Here is a 20,359-nt window from a genome sequence, read left to right on the forward strand (position 1 = left end):
GAGCTGTACGACCGGTTGCGGGCCGGGGAATCCGACGATCGCCGGCTGACCGCGGTGACGATCTTCCCCGGACTCACCCGCACCGACCGTATCGACGCCGTGCACCGCCGGCGACCGTTTCGGCTGCCGCGAGTGTGAACCCGCCCGGAAAGCGGCACATCCGGCGCAACATCACCTGCTCGTCCGGTTCCAGCAGATTCCAGCTCCAGGCAATGACCGCGTGCAGGGTGCGATGGCGTTCCGGTGATGTCCGGTCACCGCTGCGCAGCAGCGCGAAACGCTGGTCCAGCCGCTGCTCGATATCCTCGACACTCATCGTGCGCACGCGGGCGGCGGCGAGTTCGATCGCCAGCGGCAGCCCGTCGAGTGTGCGGCAGAGTCGCGCTACGACCTCCATATCGAGACGTACGGACGGGCGGACCGCCCGCGCCCGCGCGCTGAACAGCTCGGTGGCCGGAGAACCGGCGGCATCGCTGGCCAGCGGCCCCAGCGGATACACCGTCTCGGCGGTGATCGCCAGTGGTGCCCGGCTGGTGGTGAGCACGGTGAGCTGCGGGCAACTGCCCACCAGATCCGCCACGACCGTCGCCGCGGCGTCGACCAGATGCTCGCAATTGTCCAGTACCAGCAGCATGGGCCGGGCCGACAGCGCGTCCCGTAACCGCCGGCGGGTATCGGGCCGGGCAACCGGCGACGGCAGTCCCGGCTCCCGCCTGACTTCACCGAGCCCCATGGCCGCGGCCGTGGCCGATTCGATATCCACCACGGCCTCGGCCGTCGAACCACCGGGCCGGACCGAAGCCAGTTCCACCAGTACCACCGGCTGGTTTCCGGCTTCCCGTTGCGCGAGTTCGTTGGCGACCCGTGTCTTCCCCGCACCACCCGGCCCGAGCACGGTGGTGACCCGGGAATCCTGCAGCAGCCGGGACAGTGCGGTCAGATCGTCGGCCCGGCCGAGCAATGCGTTGGGCGCCGCCCGGACGCCGACCGCCGACGGCACCCGGGCCGTCGGGCCGGTGCCGGGCGCGGACGAGGTCTCTTCCCGCGGGGTGAATCGACCGCGCAGAACCGCGGTATTCAACTCGGTGATCGCGGGCCCGGGATCGGTGCCGAGTTCACCGGCGAGCGCTGCCCGCAGATCGGCGAACACACCGAGCGCCTCACTGTCGCGACCGGCCGTGGCCAGCAGCCGCATGAGCGTATGCGCGACCGTCTCGGCGGTCGGCCGGCGGCGCAGTTGCCGCCAGGCCACCGCTATCGCGCCGTCGAGATCACCCGCTGCCGCGCGCGTCTCCCGCTCGACCTCGTCGAGTGCCTCGCCCTGCGCCGCGGCCGCGGCGGCCAGTTCGCCGGCGAGCGGACCGGCGGGCAGATCCGCACCCGGCTCCCCCGACCACAGCGCGCGGGCCCGGTCGACGCTGCGCTGGGCCGCTTCCACCTCGCCGGCGGTCAACTGGGCGCGCGCCTGCTCCGCCAGCTCCCGCACCGCGGTGAGGTCGACCTGGTCCGCATGCAGCGCCAGCAGGTAGCCACCCGGCCCGGCCTCCAGCACCCCGTCCGGTAACGCCGACCGCAACCGGGAGATCTGGGTGTGCAGCGCGTTCGCCGGTGCCCGCGGCGGTTCGTCTCCCCAGACCTCGTCGATGAGGGCGGCGGCGCTACGGGTCCGGCCCGGCCGTAAGGCCAGCGCGACCAGCAGCGAACGCGCCCGGTTGCCCGGTACCTCCACCAGCGTGGAGTCGCGGCGCAGCGCGATCCGGCCCAGGAGGGTGACCACGAGCGGATCGTCCGCCGATACCGGCGTCACGGCATATCGGCCGCCCGAGCGGCCCGGATCGAGAACCATACCGGTGTCATCGTATGCGCCTGCCCCCGCGGCGAGTTGCGCCTGAACCCACCGCAGCGTGCTGCGCCTGAACCCACCGCAGCGGACCGCGCCGAAGCCCCGGACCGCGCCCGCGGGCGCAGGCCGGTATCAGCCGGACCAGTGGCCGGTCGCGACGAACTCCTCCAGCGCCGCGGTGGGGCCCGCCAGATCCCACCCCTGGGCGGCAACCCATTCGTCGTCGTAATAGGTGCCGGCGTACCGCTCGCCGCCGTCGCACAGCAGTGTCACCACGCTGCCGCCCCGTCCGGCCGCCCGCATCTCCGCGATCAACGCGCACGCACCCCAGAAGTTGGTTCCGGTCGACCCGCCGACCTTCCGGCCCAGCCCGGCACTCGCGAACCGGGCCGCGGCGATCGACGCGGCATCGGGTACGTGGATCATCCGGTCCACCACTTCCGGGACGAACGAGGGCTCCATCCGCGGCCGGCCGATCCCCTCGATCCTGGAGGGCAGGCCGGTCGTGTAGTCGCGGGCTCCGGTTTCGTAGGCCCCGTAGAATGCCGAATTGTCCGGGTCGACAACGGCCAGCCGGGTCGTATGCCGGCGGTAGCGCAGGTAGCGGCCGATGGTCGCGCTGGTTCCGCCGGTACCGGCGCCGACGACGATCCATTCCGGGACGGGATCGGTTTCCAGCCGCAACTGGTCGAAGATCGATTCGGCGATGTTGTTGTTGCCCCGCCAGTCGGTGGCACGTTCGGCGTTGGTGAATTGATCGAGGTAGTGACCGCCGCATTCGGCCGCCAGCCGCGCCGCCTCGGTGTACATATCCGGGGGACGTTCCACATAGTGGCAGCGCCCGCCCTGCGCTTCGATGAGGGCGATCTTCTGCGGCGAGGTACGCGCCGGGACCACCGCCACGAAATCCAGCCCGAGCAGTTTGGCGAAGTACGCCTCGCTCACCGCCGTCGACCCCGAGGATGCCTCCACGATGGTGGTGCCCTCGGTGATCCAGCCGTTGCACAGGCCGTACAGGAACAGCGACCGCGCCAGCCGATGTTTCAGGCTGCCGGTGATATGGGTCGATTCGTCCTTGAGGTAGAGCCGGATATTCCACTCCGGCGGCAGCGGGTAGCGCAGCAGATGGGTATCGGCGCTGCGCTGCGCATCGGCGTCGATGAGCCGCACCGCGTTATCGGCCCAGTCCCGCGGATGACCGCGAGTGCAGGTTCTCACGCCGCACCGCCGGTGCCGCCCGGTTCCTCTCCTTCGGATTTGCCTTTCGGCGGTTTACCGGATGTGCCGGGTTCGGTTTCACCCGTTCCGGCCGAGTCCGCTTCGCCGCGCAGTCGGGCCCGCAGTTGTGCCTTGTCCCGGCGGCGGCGTTCGTCGACCGCGGCGATATCAGAATTCACCTGTCCGCGCAGCCCCTTGAACAGGGTGAGCGAGAGCGGCATGGCGATCACGATGGCGAACAGGATCGCCACGATCAACGGCACCTGTACCGACACCACCCACGCACCGGCCATGATCACGGCGGTGAGTAGCACGACCAGTACCAGCCGGGCCAGCGTGTAGAGCGCCAGGTTGCGGGCGAGTCGCCGGCCGGGCGACGTCCCGGGCTGCGGGGCGGTCGATTCCTCGGAAGGGTTCGCGTCACTCACCTGACCAGCGTAAGCGACCGCTCTGCGCCCGCCGCACGGGCACATCCGATTTGTCCATTACCTCCGCTTTACCAACAGTAGGTGGTTCGAACACCCGGGGGTCGCGGTGCCACTATGTCGGAATCCGATGAGAAAACGTGACGAAACAGAAAGGTTTGCCATGACCGCGATTGCCGTCGGGGCCCAGGAGAACCTGCTGACCCCCGGCCAGGTTGCTTCCCTGTTCCACGTAGACCCCAAGACCGTCACCCGCTGGGCACACGCGGGACGGCTCGGTTCCCTGCGCACTCCGGGTGGCCATCGCCGGTTCCGTGAATCGGAGGTGATGCGATTGCTCGAATCGCTCACCACCGAGGCAACCGTGCAGGGCGCCTGATCCGGATATGCACCACACCGGAACGGGGTGACTCGGCCGGCCGGCCATGGCGCGGCCGAGTGCGACCCGTAGCGGTTCCTCCGGTGTGAGCCGCCCGCTGTGGGCGGCGAACTCACCCTCCGGCAGTTCCGGAGTTAACCTCGATAGAGGAGGTGAGCCACGTGATCTACGTGTTGGCACTCATCGCGATCGTGGTGATCGCGGTGCTGTGCTGGAAAGCATTCGGCCCCACGGGCCCCGCATCGGCCCCGGGACCCGCCCGTAAACGTGTGGTCGGACCGGATGACGATCCCGAATTCCTCTGGCGTATCTCGCGCCCGCAGAAACATACGGACGGCGATTCGGATTCCACCGAGCATTGATTCCGCGCCGAGGACAAAGACACCGGAATCGGGCCGGACAGCCGATGACGCGCGCTTAATCGGCCGTACTGTCCAATTGCGGTAAACCTTCCACCGCCCGTAATTTATCGGCGACTCCGGCCAGGCGGTCCAGCGCCTCGGCCGGCAGCCCGACAGCGGTCTGCACCAATCTCACGAGGGAGTCCGGCTCGAGACCGCAGATGATCGCGGAGTTCGCAGAGTTCGCGGTCTCGGATGTACAACAATTCACATCGACGCCGGAATCCGAACTGATATTCTCCGAATCCACTGCCGCTCTCCTCACTGTTCGACGCGGCTTTATCCGCGTGGTGGAGGGGAAATGACCGTTCACACCCCGATTTTCGCGAGAGCTACCGGGCTGTATGCAATTCAGCTGTTACCGACGGAACAATAGCAACTCGGCATTGCAGTGGAGTAACGATCATCGACCCGGAAAAGCCGTGTCGAATGAAGGCGCTTCGAATCGTTACGGAAGAACCGGCTCGAATCAGGTCAGGCCCGAGTAGCTGTGCAAACCCGATACCACCAGGTTGATGATGAACAGGTTGAACAGCATCGCCACGAATCCGGCCACGTTGATCCATGCGGCTTTCGTATCCCGCCAGCCCGATGTGGCCCGGGCATGCAGATACGCGGCGTACAGCACCCAGGCGATGAACGAGCACGTTTCCTTCGGATCCCAGCCCCAGAACCGTCCCCAGGCCGCCTCGGCCCAGATCGCGCCCAGGATGACGCCCGCACCGAAGAGCGGGAACCCGATGATCGTGGTCCGGTAGGCCAGCCGGTCGAGGGTCCGGGCATCGGGAAGCCGGCGCGCCACGGCACCGAGCACATTGCCCGATTCCGCGCCTTCGGGCTGCCGCAGCCGGTACAGGAACAGCAGACTGGCGATACCGGAAACCAGGAACACTCCGCTGCCGATACTGACGATCGTGACGTGCAACGGCAGCCAGAACGACCGCAGCGCCGGCACCACCGGTGCGGCATCGGAATAGAGCACCGTTCCGGCGAGGAACATCAGGATCAGCACCGGTACCAGCAGGAACGCCCACATACTGCGGTAGCGCGGATCACGCATGAACACGAGTCCCACGACCGCGGCGGCCGCCGTCGCCATGGATACGAACTCGTACATATTGCCCAGCGGGAACCGGCCGGTCGCGAAACCGCGCAGCACGATCGAGGCGATCTGCAGGCCGACCGCCACGAACAGCACCGAGAAGGCGATATTGCCGAGACGCTCGGACAGCGGCGTACGCGGCTCCTCGCTGACCTTGCCCGGCGTATCGCTGCCCGCGGCGACTCCCCCGGCCGGGACCAGTTCCCGTTCGCTCACCTGGCGGGCCCGGGCGGAGGCGTACTGCACGATCAGCAGCAACAGCACCAGCGCGTACACAACGGTCGCCGTTTCATAGGCGAGATCGCTGTAGCGTGCGAGAGTGTCGTCGATCGACATCCTTGTTCTCCCGTGTTCGTACCGCGGTGCCTTACGGGCACCGACGCCTGACCTGCAGGGCGTGGCGCGCCGACTTCTGCCGGGCCCGCGTTCACCTATCGGACGTGTCCAGCAGGCGGTGCCGCAGGCGATCGAATTCCCCGCCCCAACCGGCCTGGTCGGTGCGGGCGAGCCCACCCATCTCTACTACGACGCGTCGTTGATCCACGGTACCCTCCGGGGTCACCCGCAGCCAGACCCGCCTCCGGGTAATCAGCAGGGATACCAGCAGACCGGCCATCATGACCACCGCGCTCACCAGCACCCACTGCTGTGCCGGATCGTGCGAGACCTGGATATTCGCGAATTCCTCGGCCCCGTCGAACCGGACCTGGGTGCCGTTGGGCAGGGTGGTCGATTCACCGGGCCGCAGGTTCACCCGGGCCTCTTTGTCGAGCCGGCCCTGCCGCACCATTTCCTGATCGAGCGCGAAGATCGATTGGGGCCGGCCGGTATCCAGACCGGTGTCGCCGCGGTAGATATCCACCGCGACCGCCGGATCCGTCATCGCCGGATACACCGAGGTGAGCAGCTTCCCGTGGAAACTCGCGGTCGGCGCGAACAGGCCCTCGATCGCGATCTGGTTCTGCCGCCGCTCCGCATCCGTGGCATACATCCCACCGGGCGGATCGATACGCAGCACACCGCTGGACAGGAAGGTGGTGGCGTCGTTGGGCGCCCACTGCACGGTCTCGGTGCGGGTTTCGCCGTTCGGGAACGTCACGGTGAACGTGGGGGCGTACCCGTGTCCCTGCAGGTAGACCCGGTCGCCGCCGACCCGCAGCGGATGGTTGACCTTGATGGTCGTATCCCGCCAGGTATTCGTCGCCAGATCGTCGCCCGCCTGATACGAGATATCGGAGGTGAACATCTCGGCCTGGCCGTTGTCGAGGTAGTCGGCCCGGAAGTTCTTCACCTTGACACACATCGGGGTCATCCCGGTGCCGTCGTTGACATTGCCGGTGCGGAACGAATCGAAAACCGCCGGCGAGGTGGTGCAGAAGCCCGGCCCGCCGTTGGCGATCACGATCACATTGCCCTCGTAGCCGAACAGTTTGCCCACCGCGATGGCCACCAGCAATGCCACCAGCGCGAGATGGAACACCAGGTTGCCGAGTTCGCGCGTGTAGCCCTTCTCCGCCGAGAGCGTCACCTCGCCCTCGCGCTCCCCGGGGCGGATCTCGGTGCGCCAGCCACGTAATCCGGCACGGGCCCGGTCAGTGATCTCCGCGGGGGTACCGTCGACGACCACGCGATGGTGATGCGGTAGCCGGCCCAGATTGCGCGGCACCCGCACCGGCGGGGTGCGCAGGGCACGATAGTGGTCCACAGTGCGCGGCAGAATGCAGCCCACCAGCGAGATGAACAGCAGCACATACACCGCGGTGAACCAGAAACTGGAGAACACATCGAACAGTTCGAACCGGTCCATCCACTCCCCGAGGACCGGGCGGTCGGCGATGTACTCGTCGACCTTCTGCTCGTTCAGGCTCCGCTGCGGCAGCAGCGCACCGGGTATCGCGGCCAGGGCCAGCAGGAACAGCAGCACCAGCGCGGTGCGCATACTGGTGAGCCCACGCCAGGTATTGCGCACGAACGCCCAGGCACGGCCCAACGGGGACTGCCGGGGCGGACGGGGAGTCGCCTCGGGTCGGTCGGTCACGGTCATATCGGCAACGTCACCTCTGCGACGAAACCGTCACGTACCCAGCCGACGAACAGATCCCACGCCCCGGTCACCAGCGCCACCCCGACCGCCACGAGCAGCAGCCCGCCGAACACCTGAATGGCCCGGGTATTGCGCCGCAGCCAGCCCACACCGCGCAGCGCACTCGCCGACCCGAACGCCAGCACCACGAACGGCAACCCGAGCCCGGCGCAGTACGCGACGATCAGCGCGACCCCGCGCACGGCGGTGGTGCCCTCGGTACCCGCGGCCACCGCCATCACACCGGACAGGGTCGGTCCCAGGCACGGCGTCCAGCCGAGCGCGAACACGGCACCGAGCAGCGGGGCACCGGCGATCCCGGCGAACCGGCGCGGCGCCATCCGGGTATCGCGCTGCAAGGCCGGGATGAGCCCGAGGAAGGCCAACCCCATCACGATGGTGACCACACCGCCCAGCCGCTGCAGCAGCTCACGGTTCACATTCAGCGTTTGGATGAGCCCGAAAACAGTGGCCGTGGCCAGGACGAACACCACGGTGAAACCGGCGACGAACAGCCCGGCCGCACCGGCCACCCGCCAACGTCCCGTATCCGGCGCGGGACCGGTTTCCTTGTGTGCCGTGGTTTCGGTCAGCACGGCGGTGGAACCAGAACCGGTAGCGGCCGCGGCGCGGTCACGACGGGCCTGGTCGACCGTCGCCGGCGGCGCCTGGGCGCCCACCAGACCGGCCAGATACGACAGATACCCCGGCACCAACGGCACTACGCACGGCGAGGCGAACGACACCAGACCGGCCAGCAGGCAGGCGCCGAGGGCCAACAGCAGCGGACCTGTGGCCGCTGTCTGCTGAAATGACTCCCCCACTCCTGCCAGCACAATCAATTCGAACTACGCTCCGGTTCCGATTCGGGATTGTTCGCTCGCCGGTCGCCGGACCGGCCGGCCGGCGCGGTCGAACCACGCGCGCCCGAAGGCCGCGAATTCGACACCTTCCGATCGCTACCGGTGGTTTCGGCCGGCTGTAGCTCCCAGGAGCCCAGCGACGATTTCACCAGTACCTCGGCACGGACGCCGCGCGGCGGGCGGGTCGCCCCGTACCGGCGTACGCCTCGAGACCGCAAACTCCTCATGATGCTCCCTCCGCGGCGATGCGCTGCACCACCGGCATAAGATCCTCGGCAATTAGGGCGCGCAGGAACACCGCCGCTACCCGGTGGTCCCGATCCAGCACCACGGTGGTGGGAACGACGCTGGTCGGAATGCCACCGAGCGCCAGCAGTGAGCGCATTGGCGGGTCGTAGATCGACGGATAACCGATGTTGTTGTCGGTAACGAAATCGCGAGCCTTGTCCCGATGGTTGTCGCGGACATTGATCCCGAGAAAAGCGACCCCGAGATCCTTGGTCTGCTCGTAGACCTGTTCGAGCGCGGGCGCCTCGGCGCGACACGGGCCGCACCACTGCCCCCAGATATTGATCACGACCACCTGTCCGGGGAAATCGTCCACCGAAATCGTCTTGTCGTCGTCCGACATCAGATCCGGCCCGGAAAGGTCGCCGATGGTGCCGCGGGCAGACGGCGGATCGTAGAAGATCTCGGTCTGCCCACCGGGTGAAACGAATTCGAACGTGCCGCCGCCCGTGGCGACCGCGTCGGTCCCGGTCGAACAGGCCGGAACCATCGCGAGACACACCAGCGCGGCGAGGGCCGGCAGCAGCCGGCCCCGGAGCGCCGAGGCGACCTTGTTCATACGCGGAACCCGCTCATGCTGTATCCATTGCGCATGACCGCGGGCCCTGCGTGGTTACGCTGCGCTGCCGCTTCCGGGCCTGACGCGCTCATGCGCCGTGCACCGTCGGATCCGACCCACCCGCGGGCTCGGAGTAGACGATATCGACCAGGGTGTCACCCCGGTAGACCAGCGATGTCAGCGACGCCAGACCGCACTGCCGGCTGCGCGGATCGTGCCACAGCCGCTGGCCCTGCAGGAACCGGCGCAGCGTCCACACCGGGAGCTGATGCGACACCAGCACCGCTTCGCGTCCGGTCGACTCCACCCGCGCCTTGTTCACCGCGGCGAGCATCCGGTGCGCGATCTGCAGATACGGTTCGCCCCAGGACGGGGTGAACGGATCGCGCAGCTTCCACCAGTGCCGGGGTTTACGCAGGGCGCCGTCGCCCACCGAGACCCGCAACCCCTCGAAGGTGTTGCCGGCTTCGATGAGGTTCTCGTCGATACGCACGGTCAGTCCGTGCCGGCCCGCAATCGGTTCCGCGGTCTCCTGTGCGCGCTGCAGCGGGGATGCGATGACCAGCGCGATATCGTGATCGGCTAGGGATCGCGCCACCGCACCGGCCTGGGCGCGACCGGTCACCGACAGACCGAAGCCCGGCAGCCGCCCGTACAGGATGCCCCGCGGGTTGTGCACTTCGCCGTGGCGCAGCACGTGCACGATGGTTTCCACGGATTCGGCGTCGTCGGCGCCGGAGGCGGGTGGTTCGGCGGCGATCCCGCTCCCGGCCGCGGTCGCGGCGGGTGCGGAGTCGATGCGGTCGGGCGAGTCCGCCGCTTCGGCGGGGCCGGCGGAGACGCGCTCGGAATCGGATCGGCTCACGCTGATGTTCCTTCTGGTGTGGCAGCGGCGGGGGGGGCCCCCGCGGCGGGGGGCCCGGCGGGGGGGAGCCGGCGGGCGGGGGGGTGGGGGGGGGCGGGGGGTGCCGCGCTGGTATTCGGAGCGGCTCCCGCTTTTGTTCGTTCGGGTGGGGCCGGGGGGGCCGCGCCCGCGGCGGCGGGCAGCGCGGCGGCTATCCGCTCGAAGGCGTCGTCGTCGAGGGCCGCGGAGACGAACCAGGCCTCGAAGTTGCTGGCCGGGGGGTACACCCCGCCGTCCAGCAGCCCATGGAAGAAGGCCGGATACCGCCAGGTCTGGCTCGCCTTGGCGGCGGCATAGTCGAGGACCGGAGTTTCGGCGAAGAACACGCTCACCATATTGCCTGCGAACTGCACCTGGTGCGCGACCCCCGCGCCGGTGAGGGCCTCGGTGAGCAGAATGCCGAGCCGTTCGCTGTTGCGATCCAGGGCGGCATACACCTGCTCGTCGGCGGCGCGCAGTGTGGCCAGCCCGGCCGCCACCGCCACCGGGTTCCCGGACAGCGTGCCGGCCTGGTACACCGGACCGAGTGGAGCGAGCCGGTCCATCACCTCGGCCCGGCCACCGAACGCGGCGGCGGGTAGTCCGCCGCTCATCACCTTCCCGTAGGTGTAGAGATCGGCGGCCACGGAATCGAGCCCGTACCAGCCCGCACTGCTCACCCGGAATCCGGTCATCACCTCGTCCATGATGAGCAGCGCGCCGTTGTCGGCGGTGAGCCGGCGCAGTCCGGCATTGAAATCGGGCAGCGGCGCCACCGCGCCCATATTTCCGGCGGCGGCCTCGGTGATCACGGCGGCGATCTCACCGGGATGCTGTTCGAAGGCCGTACGCACGGCGTCCAGATCGTTGTAGGGCAGCACGATGGTGTCCGCGGCCTGGGCGCCGGTGACACCGGGCGACGTCGGCAGCCCGAACGTCGCGACCCCGGATCCCGCGTCCGCCAGCAGCGCATCGACATGGCCGTGATAGCACCCGGCGAACTTGATGATCTTGGGTCGGCCGGTATAGCCGCGAGCCAGGCGCACCGCACTCATGGTCGCCTCGGTACCGGAGTTCACCAGGCGCACCTTCTGCACCGGAGCGACCCGCTCCACGATGAGTTCGGCGAGTTCCACCTCCCCGGCCGTGGGCGCACCGAACGACAACCCGTCGCCCGCGACCGCGCGCACCGCCTCGACCACCGCGGGATGCGCATGCCCGAGGATCATCGGCCCCCAGGAACACACCAGGTCGACATACTCGTTACCGTCCGCGTCGACCAGATGGCAACCGCGGGCGGACGAGATGAACCTCGGCGTGCCGCCCACCGAACCGAAGGCCCGCACCGGGGAATTGACACCACCGGGGACAACCGCTTCGGCTCGCTGGAAAAGCTGACTGGAGGCCGGCACCGCCGTACCGGCCACGCGCAGAGAACTCACGGCCTCCAGTTTGGCAGCCCACCCCCGCGGCGTCGACGACAGGGTGCGCCATAGGTGACCCACGCCGCCGCCCCGACACTTGCCACGCCAAATACACCGGGGGTTCGCCCGGAGTGCGTACTGTTCTGTTCCGTCGTAACAACTCCGTGAATCACCGGCCGGGGAGGTCGTTTTGCGTATTGCCATCAGAGGTTCGGCATTGGCCGCGGTCTCGGTCGCGTGTGGTGTCCTGGCGACCGGATTCGGCGCGGGAACGGCCGCGGCGGCCGAGCCGGTTGTGGATCCCGACAACGCGCGCGCCGGCCTCCGGCTCAACCAGGCCGAAACCGCGGCGCTGGCCGGTGGCCCGGTCCCGGCGCTGGTGGATCAGATCGTGCCCGCTTCCCGGATCGGCGCCGGTCTGCACAGCGGCACCCGCCTCTACCGCGACGAGGACGGCGGCGTGCACGCCTCGCTACGGCAGGTGATGCTGGAATCGGTCGACAACGGCGGATCGGTGATCGTGTTCGTCCACGTCCCGGGTGCCCCGCACGGCCGCGTTTTCGATATCTACCAGCAGTGGGACTGACCCGGTCCGCTCAATTCCGCCTGGGGCGCAGGAGCCGGGCGGCGGCGTCGATAACGGCCAGTCCGGCGCCGGTCACCAGTACCCCCGCGAGGAAGAGCCACGGCGCGACGTAGCGGGTCGCGGTGTAGGCCGGATAATCCCCCGTCGCGGGGAGGTCGGTGGTCTGCAGGCCCTGTGCCCAGCACAGGGAGGCCAACCCGATCGCGAGAACCGCCACCGCGAGATCGACAGCCGGTACGACAAGCGAACGGTTCACGGGTCTCCTCGTCTTTTGCTGTCTCGACTTCTCGGTCCTTTCGACTCTCCCTCGCTACCGGGGAGGCCCGCCGGGGAATTTCGCGCTGTCGCCCCGGCCGTGACCACCGATGCTGCCCGCGCGCGAGCCGATAATCAATCGCCGCGGGCTGTGTCGCCTGCCGAACCGGTACCGGCCCGGGCGATCGCCTCGGTCAGTGCGATACGCAGGGCCCGATGGTCCTTCGCCCAGGTGCGGACCAATTCCCCGTCGGTACGCCGCAGACCGACGGCTGTGCGCCGGCGCGGCACTCCGGTCAGTTCGCCCAGCGCCCGGCCGTCCTCCCAGGGGTCATCCGAATCGGCCGGAAGTACCGCGGCGATGGACCGGATCGGGGTCGTTTCCGCGCCGTTGCGCAGGAAACCGTCGGTTACTTCCACACTCACGTGCGTACGGGCCGCATAGACCTGCAGAACCGCGAACGCGGTGATCAGCGCGGCGCAGAACAGTAAAGCGAACCAATGGGGAGTGACACCTGCGGCGAGTTCGACCGCCAGCAGGAGCGCGCAGATCAGTGGGCCGTAGGCCACCGCACGCCACCGGGCGCCCGGTTCGGTGAAGAGCACCTCTGCGGTATCGGCTGCGGTGCCGGATCGTTCAGACATACCGGCGCGAACCGGAAACCCAGAACACTCGGATCAGCCGACGATGCTGGGAATCAGCAATACCGCGACGGTGAGAACACCGAACAGGATCAGAAGAGTCAGGACGAGCATATCCCGCCGAATACTCTGCGGCTGCTGGATCACCACTCGCATCGTTGCCTCCGATCCCCGGAAAACCGGCCCGGGATTTCGCCCTACTGGACGGGTACCCGTGACCACCGGTTCGCATGTCGTCTGTGACAGCCCTCACCATACATGCCGGAATACCGGGAACAAACTCGACGTTCGTTATATGGATCCGCCGCCTACCCGAAGGCGGTATCGACGCGCTGGTCAGGAAGCCGGTCGGGAGATTTCACAACTTTCCGGGCGCACCCGGACCGGGCGGTATGAACCACTTCGCGGCCTCCGGCCGCTGACACAGATAGATCGCCCCGCCCGCCAGGACCGCCTGCAGGATGGACACTGCCCCGGACAGCACCTGACCGGCGCTCTCCACCGCGCCGATGGAGAACAGTGCGGCGACGCCCATGATCACCAGCCAGATCCCGACGAAGGTCAGCAGCGTCCGCGCCCACAGCTTGCCCTTCCCCAGCTGATGGACGACCGCAACCCCCAATGCGGCGATCAACGCCCCGAGCACCACGCCGAGCACGGCTCCCACCGTGACAAGCAGATCGATCGTCGCCGGCGCGAACTGCTGGTCCGCCGATTGCATCCGTTCCCGGAACTCGGCAGTGAACCGCTCGCGGTTCAGCAATGTATCGGCCAGCGAAACGAAAAGCTGGACCAGGCCCAAACCTATTACGCCCCACCACAATTGCCGCGCGGTGACAACATCCGCGGGCGGATTCACGACCGACACAGCCAGCGCGCCGCCTCGGTCGCCCAATAGGTGAGCACGATATCCGCACCAGCGCGCCGGATACCGGTGAGCGATTCCAGTATCGCCGCGCGCCGATCGATCCAGCCGCGTTCGGCGGCCGCCGTGATCATCGAATACTCCCCGGAGATCTGATAGGCCGCGACCGGTACGGGCGAACGGTCCGCCACATCCCGCAGGATATCCAGATAGGCCATGGCCGGTTTCACCATGACGATATCCGCGCCCTGCTCCAGATCCAGTTCGAGTTCGTGGATGGATTCGCGCCGGTTCGCGGCGTCCTGCTGATAGGTGCGCCGATCGCCCTGCAACGAGGAGGCCACCGCCTCCCGGAACGGGCCGTAGAACGCCGACGCGTATTTCGCCGCATACGCCAGAATCGCGGTATCGGTACGCCCGGCCTCGTCCAGGGCCTCCCGGATCGCGCCGACCTGTCCGTCCATCATCCCGCTCGTCCCGAGCAGATCGGCCCCGGCCTCGGCCTGCGCAAGCGCCATATCCACGTAGCGCAGCAGGGTGGCGTCGTTGTCGACCGCACCCGCCGCGTCGAGCACACCGCAATGCCCGTGATCGGTGAACTCGTCCAGACAAGTATCGGCCATCACCACGGTCGCGTCGCCCACCTCGGCGGCCAGCGCCCGCAACCCGCGATTGAGGATGCCCTCCGGCGCGGCCGCCTGACTACCCTCCGGATCCTTGTCTTCAGGTTTGGGTACCCCGAACAACATCAACCCGCCGACGCCGGCCTCCACCGCTTCCACCGCCGCCTTGCGCAGCGAATCCGGCGAATGCTGGAAAACACCCGGCATCGAACCGATTTCCCGCGGCTCGGACAACCCGTCCGCGACGAACATCGGCAATACCAGATGCCGCGGCTCCAGACTTGTCTCGGCCACCAGCCGCCGCAGCGCGGGGGTGCGCCGCAACCGCCGCGGGCGCTCGATTCCGCTCATGGGTCGAGTCTATTGGCGCGCCTTCAGCGCGCGGGTTCGGCCCCCTTTGGTCCCTACCTCACAGGGCCTCGTAAGACTCGGCTGCGCCGTTGATTACGCCGGGGAGGGGGTGAAGCAGCCCTCCTGCTGCGTATTTCGCCGGACGAACCGGGCGCGCGTGGACCATTACGGGAACGGGCTCACACGCGCCCGGTAGATCACCTGCTGCGGCGGCTCTTCTTGCGCGGGGGCGGCAACAGCCCTTCCGCGCGGAGGCGGGCGGCGTGTTCGGCCAGGGCTTCCACGAGGGGACCCACCTGGGCGACCTCGGGCTGCACGTCGACGCGCAGGCCGAATTCGACCGCGGTTTCCGCGGTTTTCGGGCCGATGCAGGCCACGATCGTGCGGGCGTGCGGTTTACCGGCGATACCCACCAGGTTCCGGACCGTGGAGCTCGAGGTGAACAGGACCGCGTCGAAACCGCCGGTCTTGATCATCTCGCGGGTCTCCGCGGGCGGCGGGGAGGCGCGCACCGTGCGGTAGGCCGTGACATCGTCGATCTCCCAGCCGCGTTCACGCAGACCCTCCGCGAGGGTTTCGGTGGCGATATCGGCGCGCGGCAACAGCACGCGGTTCACCGGATCGAACACATCGTCGTAGGGCGGGAAATCGGCGAGCAGGCCGAGCGAGGACTGCTCGCCACTGGGCAGCATCTCGGGGTTTATCCCGAAGGAACGCACTTTGTCCGCGGTTGCCTCACCCACGCAGGCGATCTTCACACCGGAGAACGCCCGGGCGTCCAGGCCGAATTCGGCGAACTTCTCCCAAACCGCGCGCACCGCATTGGTGGAGGTGAACACCACCCACTGGTACCGGCCGTCCACCAGGCCCTTGACCGCGCGTTCCATCTGCGCGGGGCTGCGCGGCGGTTCGACCGCGATGGTGGGGACTTCCTTCGGGATGGCGCCGTGGGTGACCAGCCGTTCGCTCATCTCCCCGGCCTGATCCTTGGTGCGCGGCACCAGAACCGTCCAGCCGTAGAGCGCCCGCGATTCCCACCACGACATCTTCGACCGCTGCGCCACCGCCTTACCGATGGTGACGACCAGCGGACCGACCAGTTCGGAGGCGGTGCTGTTCAGCGTGGCCAAGGTGGCCTCGATGGTGCGCTGCTGGCGGGTGGTGCCGCGCACGGTCACCGCGACCGGGGTCTGCGGTGCCATACCGTGCTCCACCAGCGCGCTCGCGGTCTCGGCGAGGTGGCCGGAAGTTGCGTGCAGTACCAGCGGGCCGGGGGCGGCGGCCAGCGCCGGCCAGTCCACCTCACCGCGCACATCGGCCTCGGTATGCCCGGAGCCGAGCGCGATACCCGCATAACTGGGCACCGCCGAACCGGACGGCAGACCGGGTAGCACCTCGAAAACGATATGCGACCTGGTGACCGTGGTGACCTCGGCGATCACCGCATCGGTGGTCAGCGGATCGCCGGAGACCACCCGCACCACATCGTGGCCGGCCTTCGCCTCGGCGATCAAGGTCTTGGCGACCTCGGCGGGTTCGCCGAGGGCGGGCCGCACGTCCACGGGGCGCTGCCCCTCGGCGTCGGCTTCCACCTCGGTGCCGATCAGGGCGAGTACTCCGGCGTCCACATCGGGGTCGGTGAACGCAAGGGTGGCCCGGCACAGCACTTCGCGGGATCGGGTGGTCAGCAATGCCGGGTCCCCCGGGCCCGACCCTACGAACAGGATCCGCCCCGGATGCTTCTTGCTGGCTCGACTCATCGGTTGTTCTCCATTGGACTGGGTTCGGTGAAGTCCGTGGCGGTGCTCGTTCCCGCTGCGGCGGAGCCGCCTGGTGGCGCTGCGGCGGAGCCGCCTGGTGGCGCCGCGGTAGTGCCGCCCGATTCCGGGGCGGCAGCGCTCGAATCCGCTGCGGCGGTGCTCGTTCCCACCGGGGTGGTGAAGCTCTCGGCCGGCGCGGCGGGTGAATCCGCGGTGCCGGGTTCGGCGGCGAGTAGTTCGCGTGCGCCCAGCTCCAGCAGTTCGCGGGCCAGTGCGCGGCCGAGTTCCGCGGCCTGCGCCGGTGCTCCCACCGTCGAGGCCCTTATCACATCGGAACCGTCAACCGCGGCGGCGCAGCCGCGCAGTGACAGTTCCTCGACGATGCGTCCGTCGTCATCCAACGATTCGACGATTTCGGCAATCGCTCCGACGGGCGCCGTGCAGCCCGCCTCGAGTTCGGCGAGCAGGGCGCGTTCGGCGGTCACGGCGGTTCTGCTGCCGTGATCGTCGAGCGCTGCCAGCAGCTCGATCAGTTCGGTATCCGCGGCCCGGCATTCGACGGCCAGCGCACCCTGAGCGGGCGCGGGCAGCATCTGCACGGGTTCCAGCGCTTCGGTGACGGCGTCGAGCCGCCCGATCCGGGCGAGTCCGGCGCGGGCCACAACCACCGCGTCCAGCTCACCTCCGGTGACCTTGCCCAGCCGGGTGTCCAGGTTGCCGCGCAACGGCTGGATATCCAGGCCCAGGCCCAGGGCGCGGAGTTGCGCGATCCGGCGCGGCGCGGAGGTGCCGACCACCGCGCCCGGCGGGAGTTCGCCGAGCACCATGCCGTCCCGCGCGACCAGCGCGTCGCGCGGATCCTGGCGGGGCGGCACCGCGGCGAGTACGAAACGCTCATCGGCGGCGGTGGGCAGATCCTTGTACGAGTGGACCGCGATATCGATATTTCCGGCGGCCAGTTCGGCGCGCAGGGCGCTGGTGAAAACTCCGACGCCGATTTCTTCGACCGGCCCGGTGGACAGATCACCCGGCGTTTCGATCAACACCAGTTCGGCCGGCTGCCCGGCCGCGACGAGTGCATCGCGCACATCACCGGCCTGGGTGCGGGCGAGCAGACTGGCGCGGGTACCGATCCGCCACGCCGGCCGGCCACCGGCGCCGGGGCCCGCGGCGGGGGCGCCTTCGCCGTGCAGGACTGTCATGTCGACCGCTCCTGTTCGTCGTCGTGGCTGCCGGGGGTGAAATCGTCGGCGAGGGCGACGTCGCCGTCCAGGCCCATCCAGCCGGCGCCGTTGTGTTCGGGGCGGCTGATCTCCATGGGCGCCGCCACGGCCTGCGCCGCTCCCGGCTTCAGTTCGAACAGCTCGCGCAGGGCCTCGGCATAGCTGTCGCCGCCCGGTGTGGTGGCCAGCTGCTTGACCCGCACCGTCGGCGCGTGCAGTAGTTTGTCCACCACCCGGCGCACCGTGCGGGCCACTTCGTCGCGGTCCGGATCGGCGAGTCCGGGCAGGCGGGAATCCAGCCGCAGCAGTTCGGCCTCGACCACTTCCGCAGCGCGCTGCCGCAACGCGGCGACGGTCGGGGTGACCTCGGCCATCCGCTGACCGGCCAGGTATTTGGCGAGTTCGTCGGCGACGATGGTCCGGGCGGCGGCCGTATCGTCGGCTGCCGCGCCCGCGGCCGGGTCGCGCTGGAGGGTTTCGATATCGATCACGGTGACACCGGGCAGCCCGGCCACCGCGTGATCGACATCGCGCGGTAGCCCGAGATCGCAGAAGACCAGCGGCCGGCCCGTACGGCGCTCGGAGTGCGAGAGCGCGTTGTGCGCGTCGGCCAGGGTCACCACCGAACCCACCGCACCAGTGCAGGTGATCACCACGTCGGCGGCCAGCAGCGCCTCGGCCAGCCGGGACAGTTCGTAGGCGCGGGCCTTCACGCCGTGCGATTCGGCGGTCGCGGCCAGCCGTTCGGCCCGTTCGATGGTGCGGTTGACCACCAGGATCTCGTCGATTCCGGCGCGGGACAGATGCGCCACCGACAGCCCACCCATCGCACCGGCGCCGACCACCGCCGCCGTCCGGCCGGCCAGCGGCCCGAGCACGGTGGCCGCGCGGTCCAGCGCCACCGACACCACCGAGGCACCGGCCCGGTCGATCCCGGTTTCCGAATGCACCCGCTTGCCGACCCGCAGCGCCTGCTGCGACAGTTCGTGCAGGGTGCGCCCGATGGCCTGCTGGGCGTCGGCGGTGGTGTAGGCGCTGCGGATCTGACTGAGCACCTGCTGTTCGCCGACCACCATGGAATCCAGCCCGCTGGCCACCGCGAACAGGTGTTCGGCGGCGGCCTCGCTGTAGCGGACGTAAGCGTGGCGGGTGAGTTCGGGCATCGGCAGCCCGGAATGCGCCGTCAACAGTTCGCCGACATCGGCGAGACCGCCGTGGAACGCGTCGACGACGGCGTAGATCTCCACCCGGTTGCAGGTCGACACGATCATCGCTTCGGAGATATGGCTCGAAGCCAGCATGCGGTCGATCAGTTTGGGCCGATCGGCATCGGTGATCGCCACCTTCTCCAGCATCGCAACAGGTGCGCTGCGATGGGAGATCCCGACGAGAAGAACGCTCATGGTGTGACCACCGATCCCTTGCTGGTTGGCTCCGTTGCCGTAGGCGAGGTCGTCTGGGCGGCCTGCGCCGCGCAATGGGACAGTCCGGCGGGGCCCGGCGTCGGGTGCGCGGGCACCCGGCGGGCGATCCGGCCGGAACCGGTCAGCGGACGGGCGGCCGGTACGGCACTGTTCGGTACAACGCCGGCGGCGCCGGATTCATTCGCCGGACCGGAGGCGGTCTCCGCCACATTCGCGGTGGTCGAGCCCGCGGCGGGCTCGTCCGGGTCGGCGTTACGAACCCGTTCGAAGGAGAGCATCTGCATTTCCACGGCGAGATCCACCCGCCGCAGCTCGACCCCGGCCGGCGCGGTCAGCTGGCACAACGCGAAGCTCAGGATCGACTGCATCCCGGCCGCCACCAGCTCGTCACATACCTGCTGGGCACTGTCGTCGGGCACCGCGATCACCGCGATGGTCGGGCGCAGCAGCGCGATCTCGCCGGCCAGATCGGCGGCGTCGCGCACCCGCAGGCCCTCGACCTCCCGGCCGATCACCTCGGGATCGTTGTCGAAGATGCCCACCACGGAGAATCCGCGGCGCCGGAAACCGCGATACCCGACCAGCGCACGGCCCAGATTTCCGGCACCGACCAGCACCACCCGATGCCCATCGGACAGGCCCAGGACATCTTCGATCCGGGCCCGCAACCTGGCCACGTCATAGCCGACACCGCGCACCCCGTTCGGACCCAGGAACGACAGATCCTTACGGAGTTTGGCGGAATTGACACCCGCCGCGACAGCCAGCTCCTCACTGGATACGATGGCGACACCGTCATCGGTCAACAGGGCGAGCACCCGAAGGTAGGTGGCGAGCCGGGCCACCGTAGCCTGGGGGATGTCCTTCTGCGGTGTTCGAGTGGTGACGTTGGGAGCATCGCCGGAGACGCCGCGCGTCTCATGGTGCTCACTCACGTCCTCGGCTCCTCGTCCGGACCGCCAGACGGCCCGGGATGCTCGGCGACCTCGGCCATGATTGATGTGCCTGGGGTCGGATATCGGGTTGATTCACCTGCTACCGGCGGCCGGATACTCGCCCCGGCCTGCGGTTCGCGTGCCACCACCGTAACTGCTTGTGAACCCATGCACAAAGTCGGTGAAATTCGCCTCATTTTGTGTCGGGCCCGAGCCTTGTACGATCT

At 68.7% G+C, this 20,359-nt stretch carries 19 protein-coding genes and 2 pseudogenes; 3 read left to right on the forward strand and 18 right to left on the reverse strand.

Annotated features, from left to right (window positions below; translation table 11 throughout):
- Positions 1–73: 73 nt before the first annotated feature.
- From QH196_RS14415 to QH196_RS14425, 3 genes and pseudogenes are all read right to left on the reverse strand, one after another.
- Positions 74–1,846, reverse strand: coding sequence for a BTAD domain-containing putative transcriptional regulator (locus tag QH196_RS14415; protein ID WP_280416294.1), 1,773 nt, complete (start codon positions 1,844–1,846; stop codon positions 74–76).
- Positions 1,847–1,975: 129 nt separating this feature from the next.
- A complete protein-coding gene (locus tag QH196_RS14420) occupies positions 1,976–3,061 on the reverse strand; it encodes a PLP-dependent cysteine synthase family protein (RefSeq protein WP_280416295.1) in 1,086 nt (361 codons plus the stop codon).
- Positions 3,062–3,129: 68 nt separating this feature from the next.
- Positions 3,130–3,489, reverse strand: a pseudogene (locus QH196_RS14425) (DUF4229 domain-containing protein); the annotation flags it as partial.
- A gap of 160 nt (positions 3,490–3,649) precedes the next feature.
- Here QH196_RS14425 and QH196_RS14430 point away from each other — a divergent pair.
- A complete protein-coding gene (locus QH196_RS14430; protein ID WP_280416297.1) occupies positions 3,650–3,865 on the forward strand; it encodes a BldC family transcriptional regulator in 216 nt (71 codons plus the stop codon).
- Positions 3,866–4,026: 161 nt separating this feature from the next.
- Positions 4,027–4,227 (forward strand): hypothetical protein, encoded by a 201-nt coding sequence (locus QH196_RS14435; protein ID WP_280416298.1) that lies wholly within the window; start codon positions 4,027–4,029, stop codon positions 4,225–4,227.
- Between the two features lie 55 nt (positions 4,228–4,282).
- On the opposite strand, the gene QH196_RS14440 is transcribed toward QH196_RS14435, so the two are convergent.
- The 7 genes and pseudogenes from QH196_RS14440 to hemL form a co-directional block, all read right to left on the reverse strand.
- Positions 4,283–4,516: a hypothetical protein gene (locus QH196_RS14440; RefSeq protein WP_280416299.1), complete on the reverse strand. Its 234-nt coding sequence runs from the start codon at positions 4,514–4,516 to the stop codon at positions 4,283–4,285.
- A 219-nt stretch (positions 4,517–4,735) separates the two neighbouring features.
- Positions 4,736–5,704: a c-type cytochrome biogenesis protein CcsB gene (gene ccsB, locus QH196_RS14445; protein WP_280416300.1), complete on the reverse strand. Its 969-nt coding sequence runs from the start codon at positions 5,702–5,704 to the stop codon at positions 4,736–4,738.
- A gap of 91 nt (positions 5,705–5,795) precedes the next feature.
- A complete protein-coding gene (resB, locus tag QH196_RS14450) occupies positions 5,796–7,412 on the reverse strand; it encodes a cytochrome c biogenesis protein ResB (RefSeq protein WP_280416301.1) in 1,617 nt (538 codons plus the stop codon).
- Positions 7,409–8,293: a cytochrome c biogenesis CcdA family protein gene (locus tag QH196_RS14455; RefSeq protein WP_280416302.1), complete on the reverse strand. Its 885-nt coding sequence runs from the start codon at positions 8,291–8,293 to the stop codon at positions 7,409–7,411. The genes resB and QH196_RS14455 overlap by 4 nt, the downstream gene beginning before the upstream one ends.
- A 244-nt stretch (positions 8,294–8,537) precedes the next feature.
- Positions 8,538–9,092, reverse strand: a complete 555-nt coding sequence (locus tag QH196_RS14460; protein WP_280463365.1) for a TlpA disulfide reductase family protein — start codon at positions 9,090–9,092, stop codon at positions 8,538–8,540.
- Positions 9,093–9,249: 157 nt separating this feature from the next.
- Positions 9,250–9,876, reverse strand: coding sequence for a histidine phosphatase family protein (locus tag QH196_RS14465; RefSeq protein ID WP_432278188.1), 627 nt, complete (start codon positions 9,874–9,876; stop codon positions 9,250–9,252).
- Between the two features lie 299 nt (positions 9,877–10,175).
- Positions 10,176–11,486, reverse strand: a pseudogene (gene hemL / locus QH196_RS14470) (glutamate-1-semialdehyde 2,1-aminomutase); the annotation flags it as partial.
- A gap of 172 nt (positions 11,487–11,658) precedes the next feature.
- On the opposite strand from hemL, the gene QH196_RS14475 reads away from it, so the two are divergent.
- Positions 11,659–12,054, forward strand: a complete 396-nt coding sequence (locus QH196_RS14475) for a hypothetical protein (protein WP_280416304.1) — start codon at positions 11,659–11,661, stop codon at positions 12,052–12,054.
- Positions 12,055–12,064: 10 nt separating this feature from the next.
- Here the strand turns inward: QH196_RS14475 and QH196_RS14480 are convergent, their stop codons facing one another.
- The 8 genes from QH196_RS14480 to QH196_RS14515 all read right to left on the reverse strand — a co-directional run bounded on the left by QH196_RS14480 (position 12,065) and on the right by QH196_RS14515 (position 20,132).
- Positions 12,065–12,310 (reverse strand): hypothetical protein, encoded by a 246-nt coding sequence (locus QH196_RS14480; protein ID WP_280416305.1) that lies wholly within the window; start codon positions 12,308–12,310, stop codon positions 12,065–12,067.
- 134 nt (positions 12,311–12,444) lie between these two features.
- Positions 12,445–12,954 (reverse strand): hypothetical protein, encoded by a 510-nt coding sequence (locus QH196_RS14485; protein ID WP_280416306.1) that lies wholly within the window; start codon positions 12,952–12,954, stop codon positions 12,445–12,447.
- 355 nt (positions 12,955–13,309) lie between these two features.
- The gene (locus QH196_RS14490; RefSeq protein WP_280416307.1) at positions 13,310–13,819 is read right to left on the reverse strand and encodes a hypothetical protein; all 510 of its coding nucleotides are present in this window, start codon (positions 13,817–13,819) and stop codon (positions 13,310–13,312) included.
- Positions 13,807–14,790 carry a porphobilinogen synthase gene (gene hemB / locus QH196_RS14495; protein WP_280416308.1) on the reverse strand — a complete coding sequence of 328 codons (984 nt, stop codon included), beginning with the start codon at positions 14,788–14,790 and terminating at the stop codon, positions 13,807–13,809. The genes QH196_RS14490 and hemB overlap by 13 nt, the downstream gene beginning before the upstream one ends.
- A gap of 197 nt (positions 14,791–14,987) precedes the next feature.
- A complete protein-coding gene (locus QH196_RS14500) occupies positions 14,988–16,550 on the reverse strand; it encodes a bifunctional uroporphyrinogen-III C-methyltransferase/uroporphyrinogen-III synthase (RefSeq protein ID WP_280416309.1) in 1,563 nt (520 codons plus the stop codon).
- The gene (gene hemC / locus QH196_RS14505) at positions 16,547–17,752 is read right to left on the reverse strand and encodes a hydroxymethylbilane synthase (RefSeq protein ID WP_432279497.1); all 1,206 of its coding nucleotides are present in this window, start codon (positions 17,750–17,752) and stop codon (positions 16,547–16,549) included. The genes QH196_RS14500 and hemC overlap by 4 nt, the downstream gene beginning before the upstream one ends.
- Positions 17,749–19,176 carry a glutamyl-tRNA reductase gene (locus QH196_RS14510; protein WP_280416310.1) on the reverse strand — a complete coding sequence of 476 codons (1,428 nt, stop codon included), beginning with the start codon at positions 19,174–19,176 and terminating at the stop codon, positions 17,749–17,751. The genes hemC and QH196_RS14510 overlap by 4 nt, the downstream gene beginning before the upstream one ends.
- Positions 19,173–20,132, reverse strand: coding sequence for a redox-sensing transcriptional repressor Rex (locus tag QH196_RS14515; RefSeq protein ID WP_280416311.1), 960 nt, complete (start codon positions 20,130–20,132; stop codon positions 19,173–19,175). Before QH196_RS14515 ends, QH196_RS14510 begins: the two co-directional genes overlap by 4 nt.
- Positions 20,133–20,359: the final 227 nt, after the last annotated feature.

This window comes from Nocardia carnea (genome assembly GCF_029868325.1).
Taxonomy (GTDB): Bacteria; Actinomycetota; Actinomycetes; order Mycobacteriales; family Mycobacteriaceae; genus Nocardia; species Nocardia carnea_C.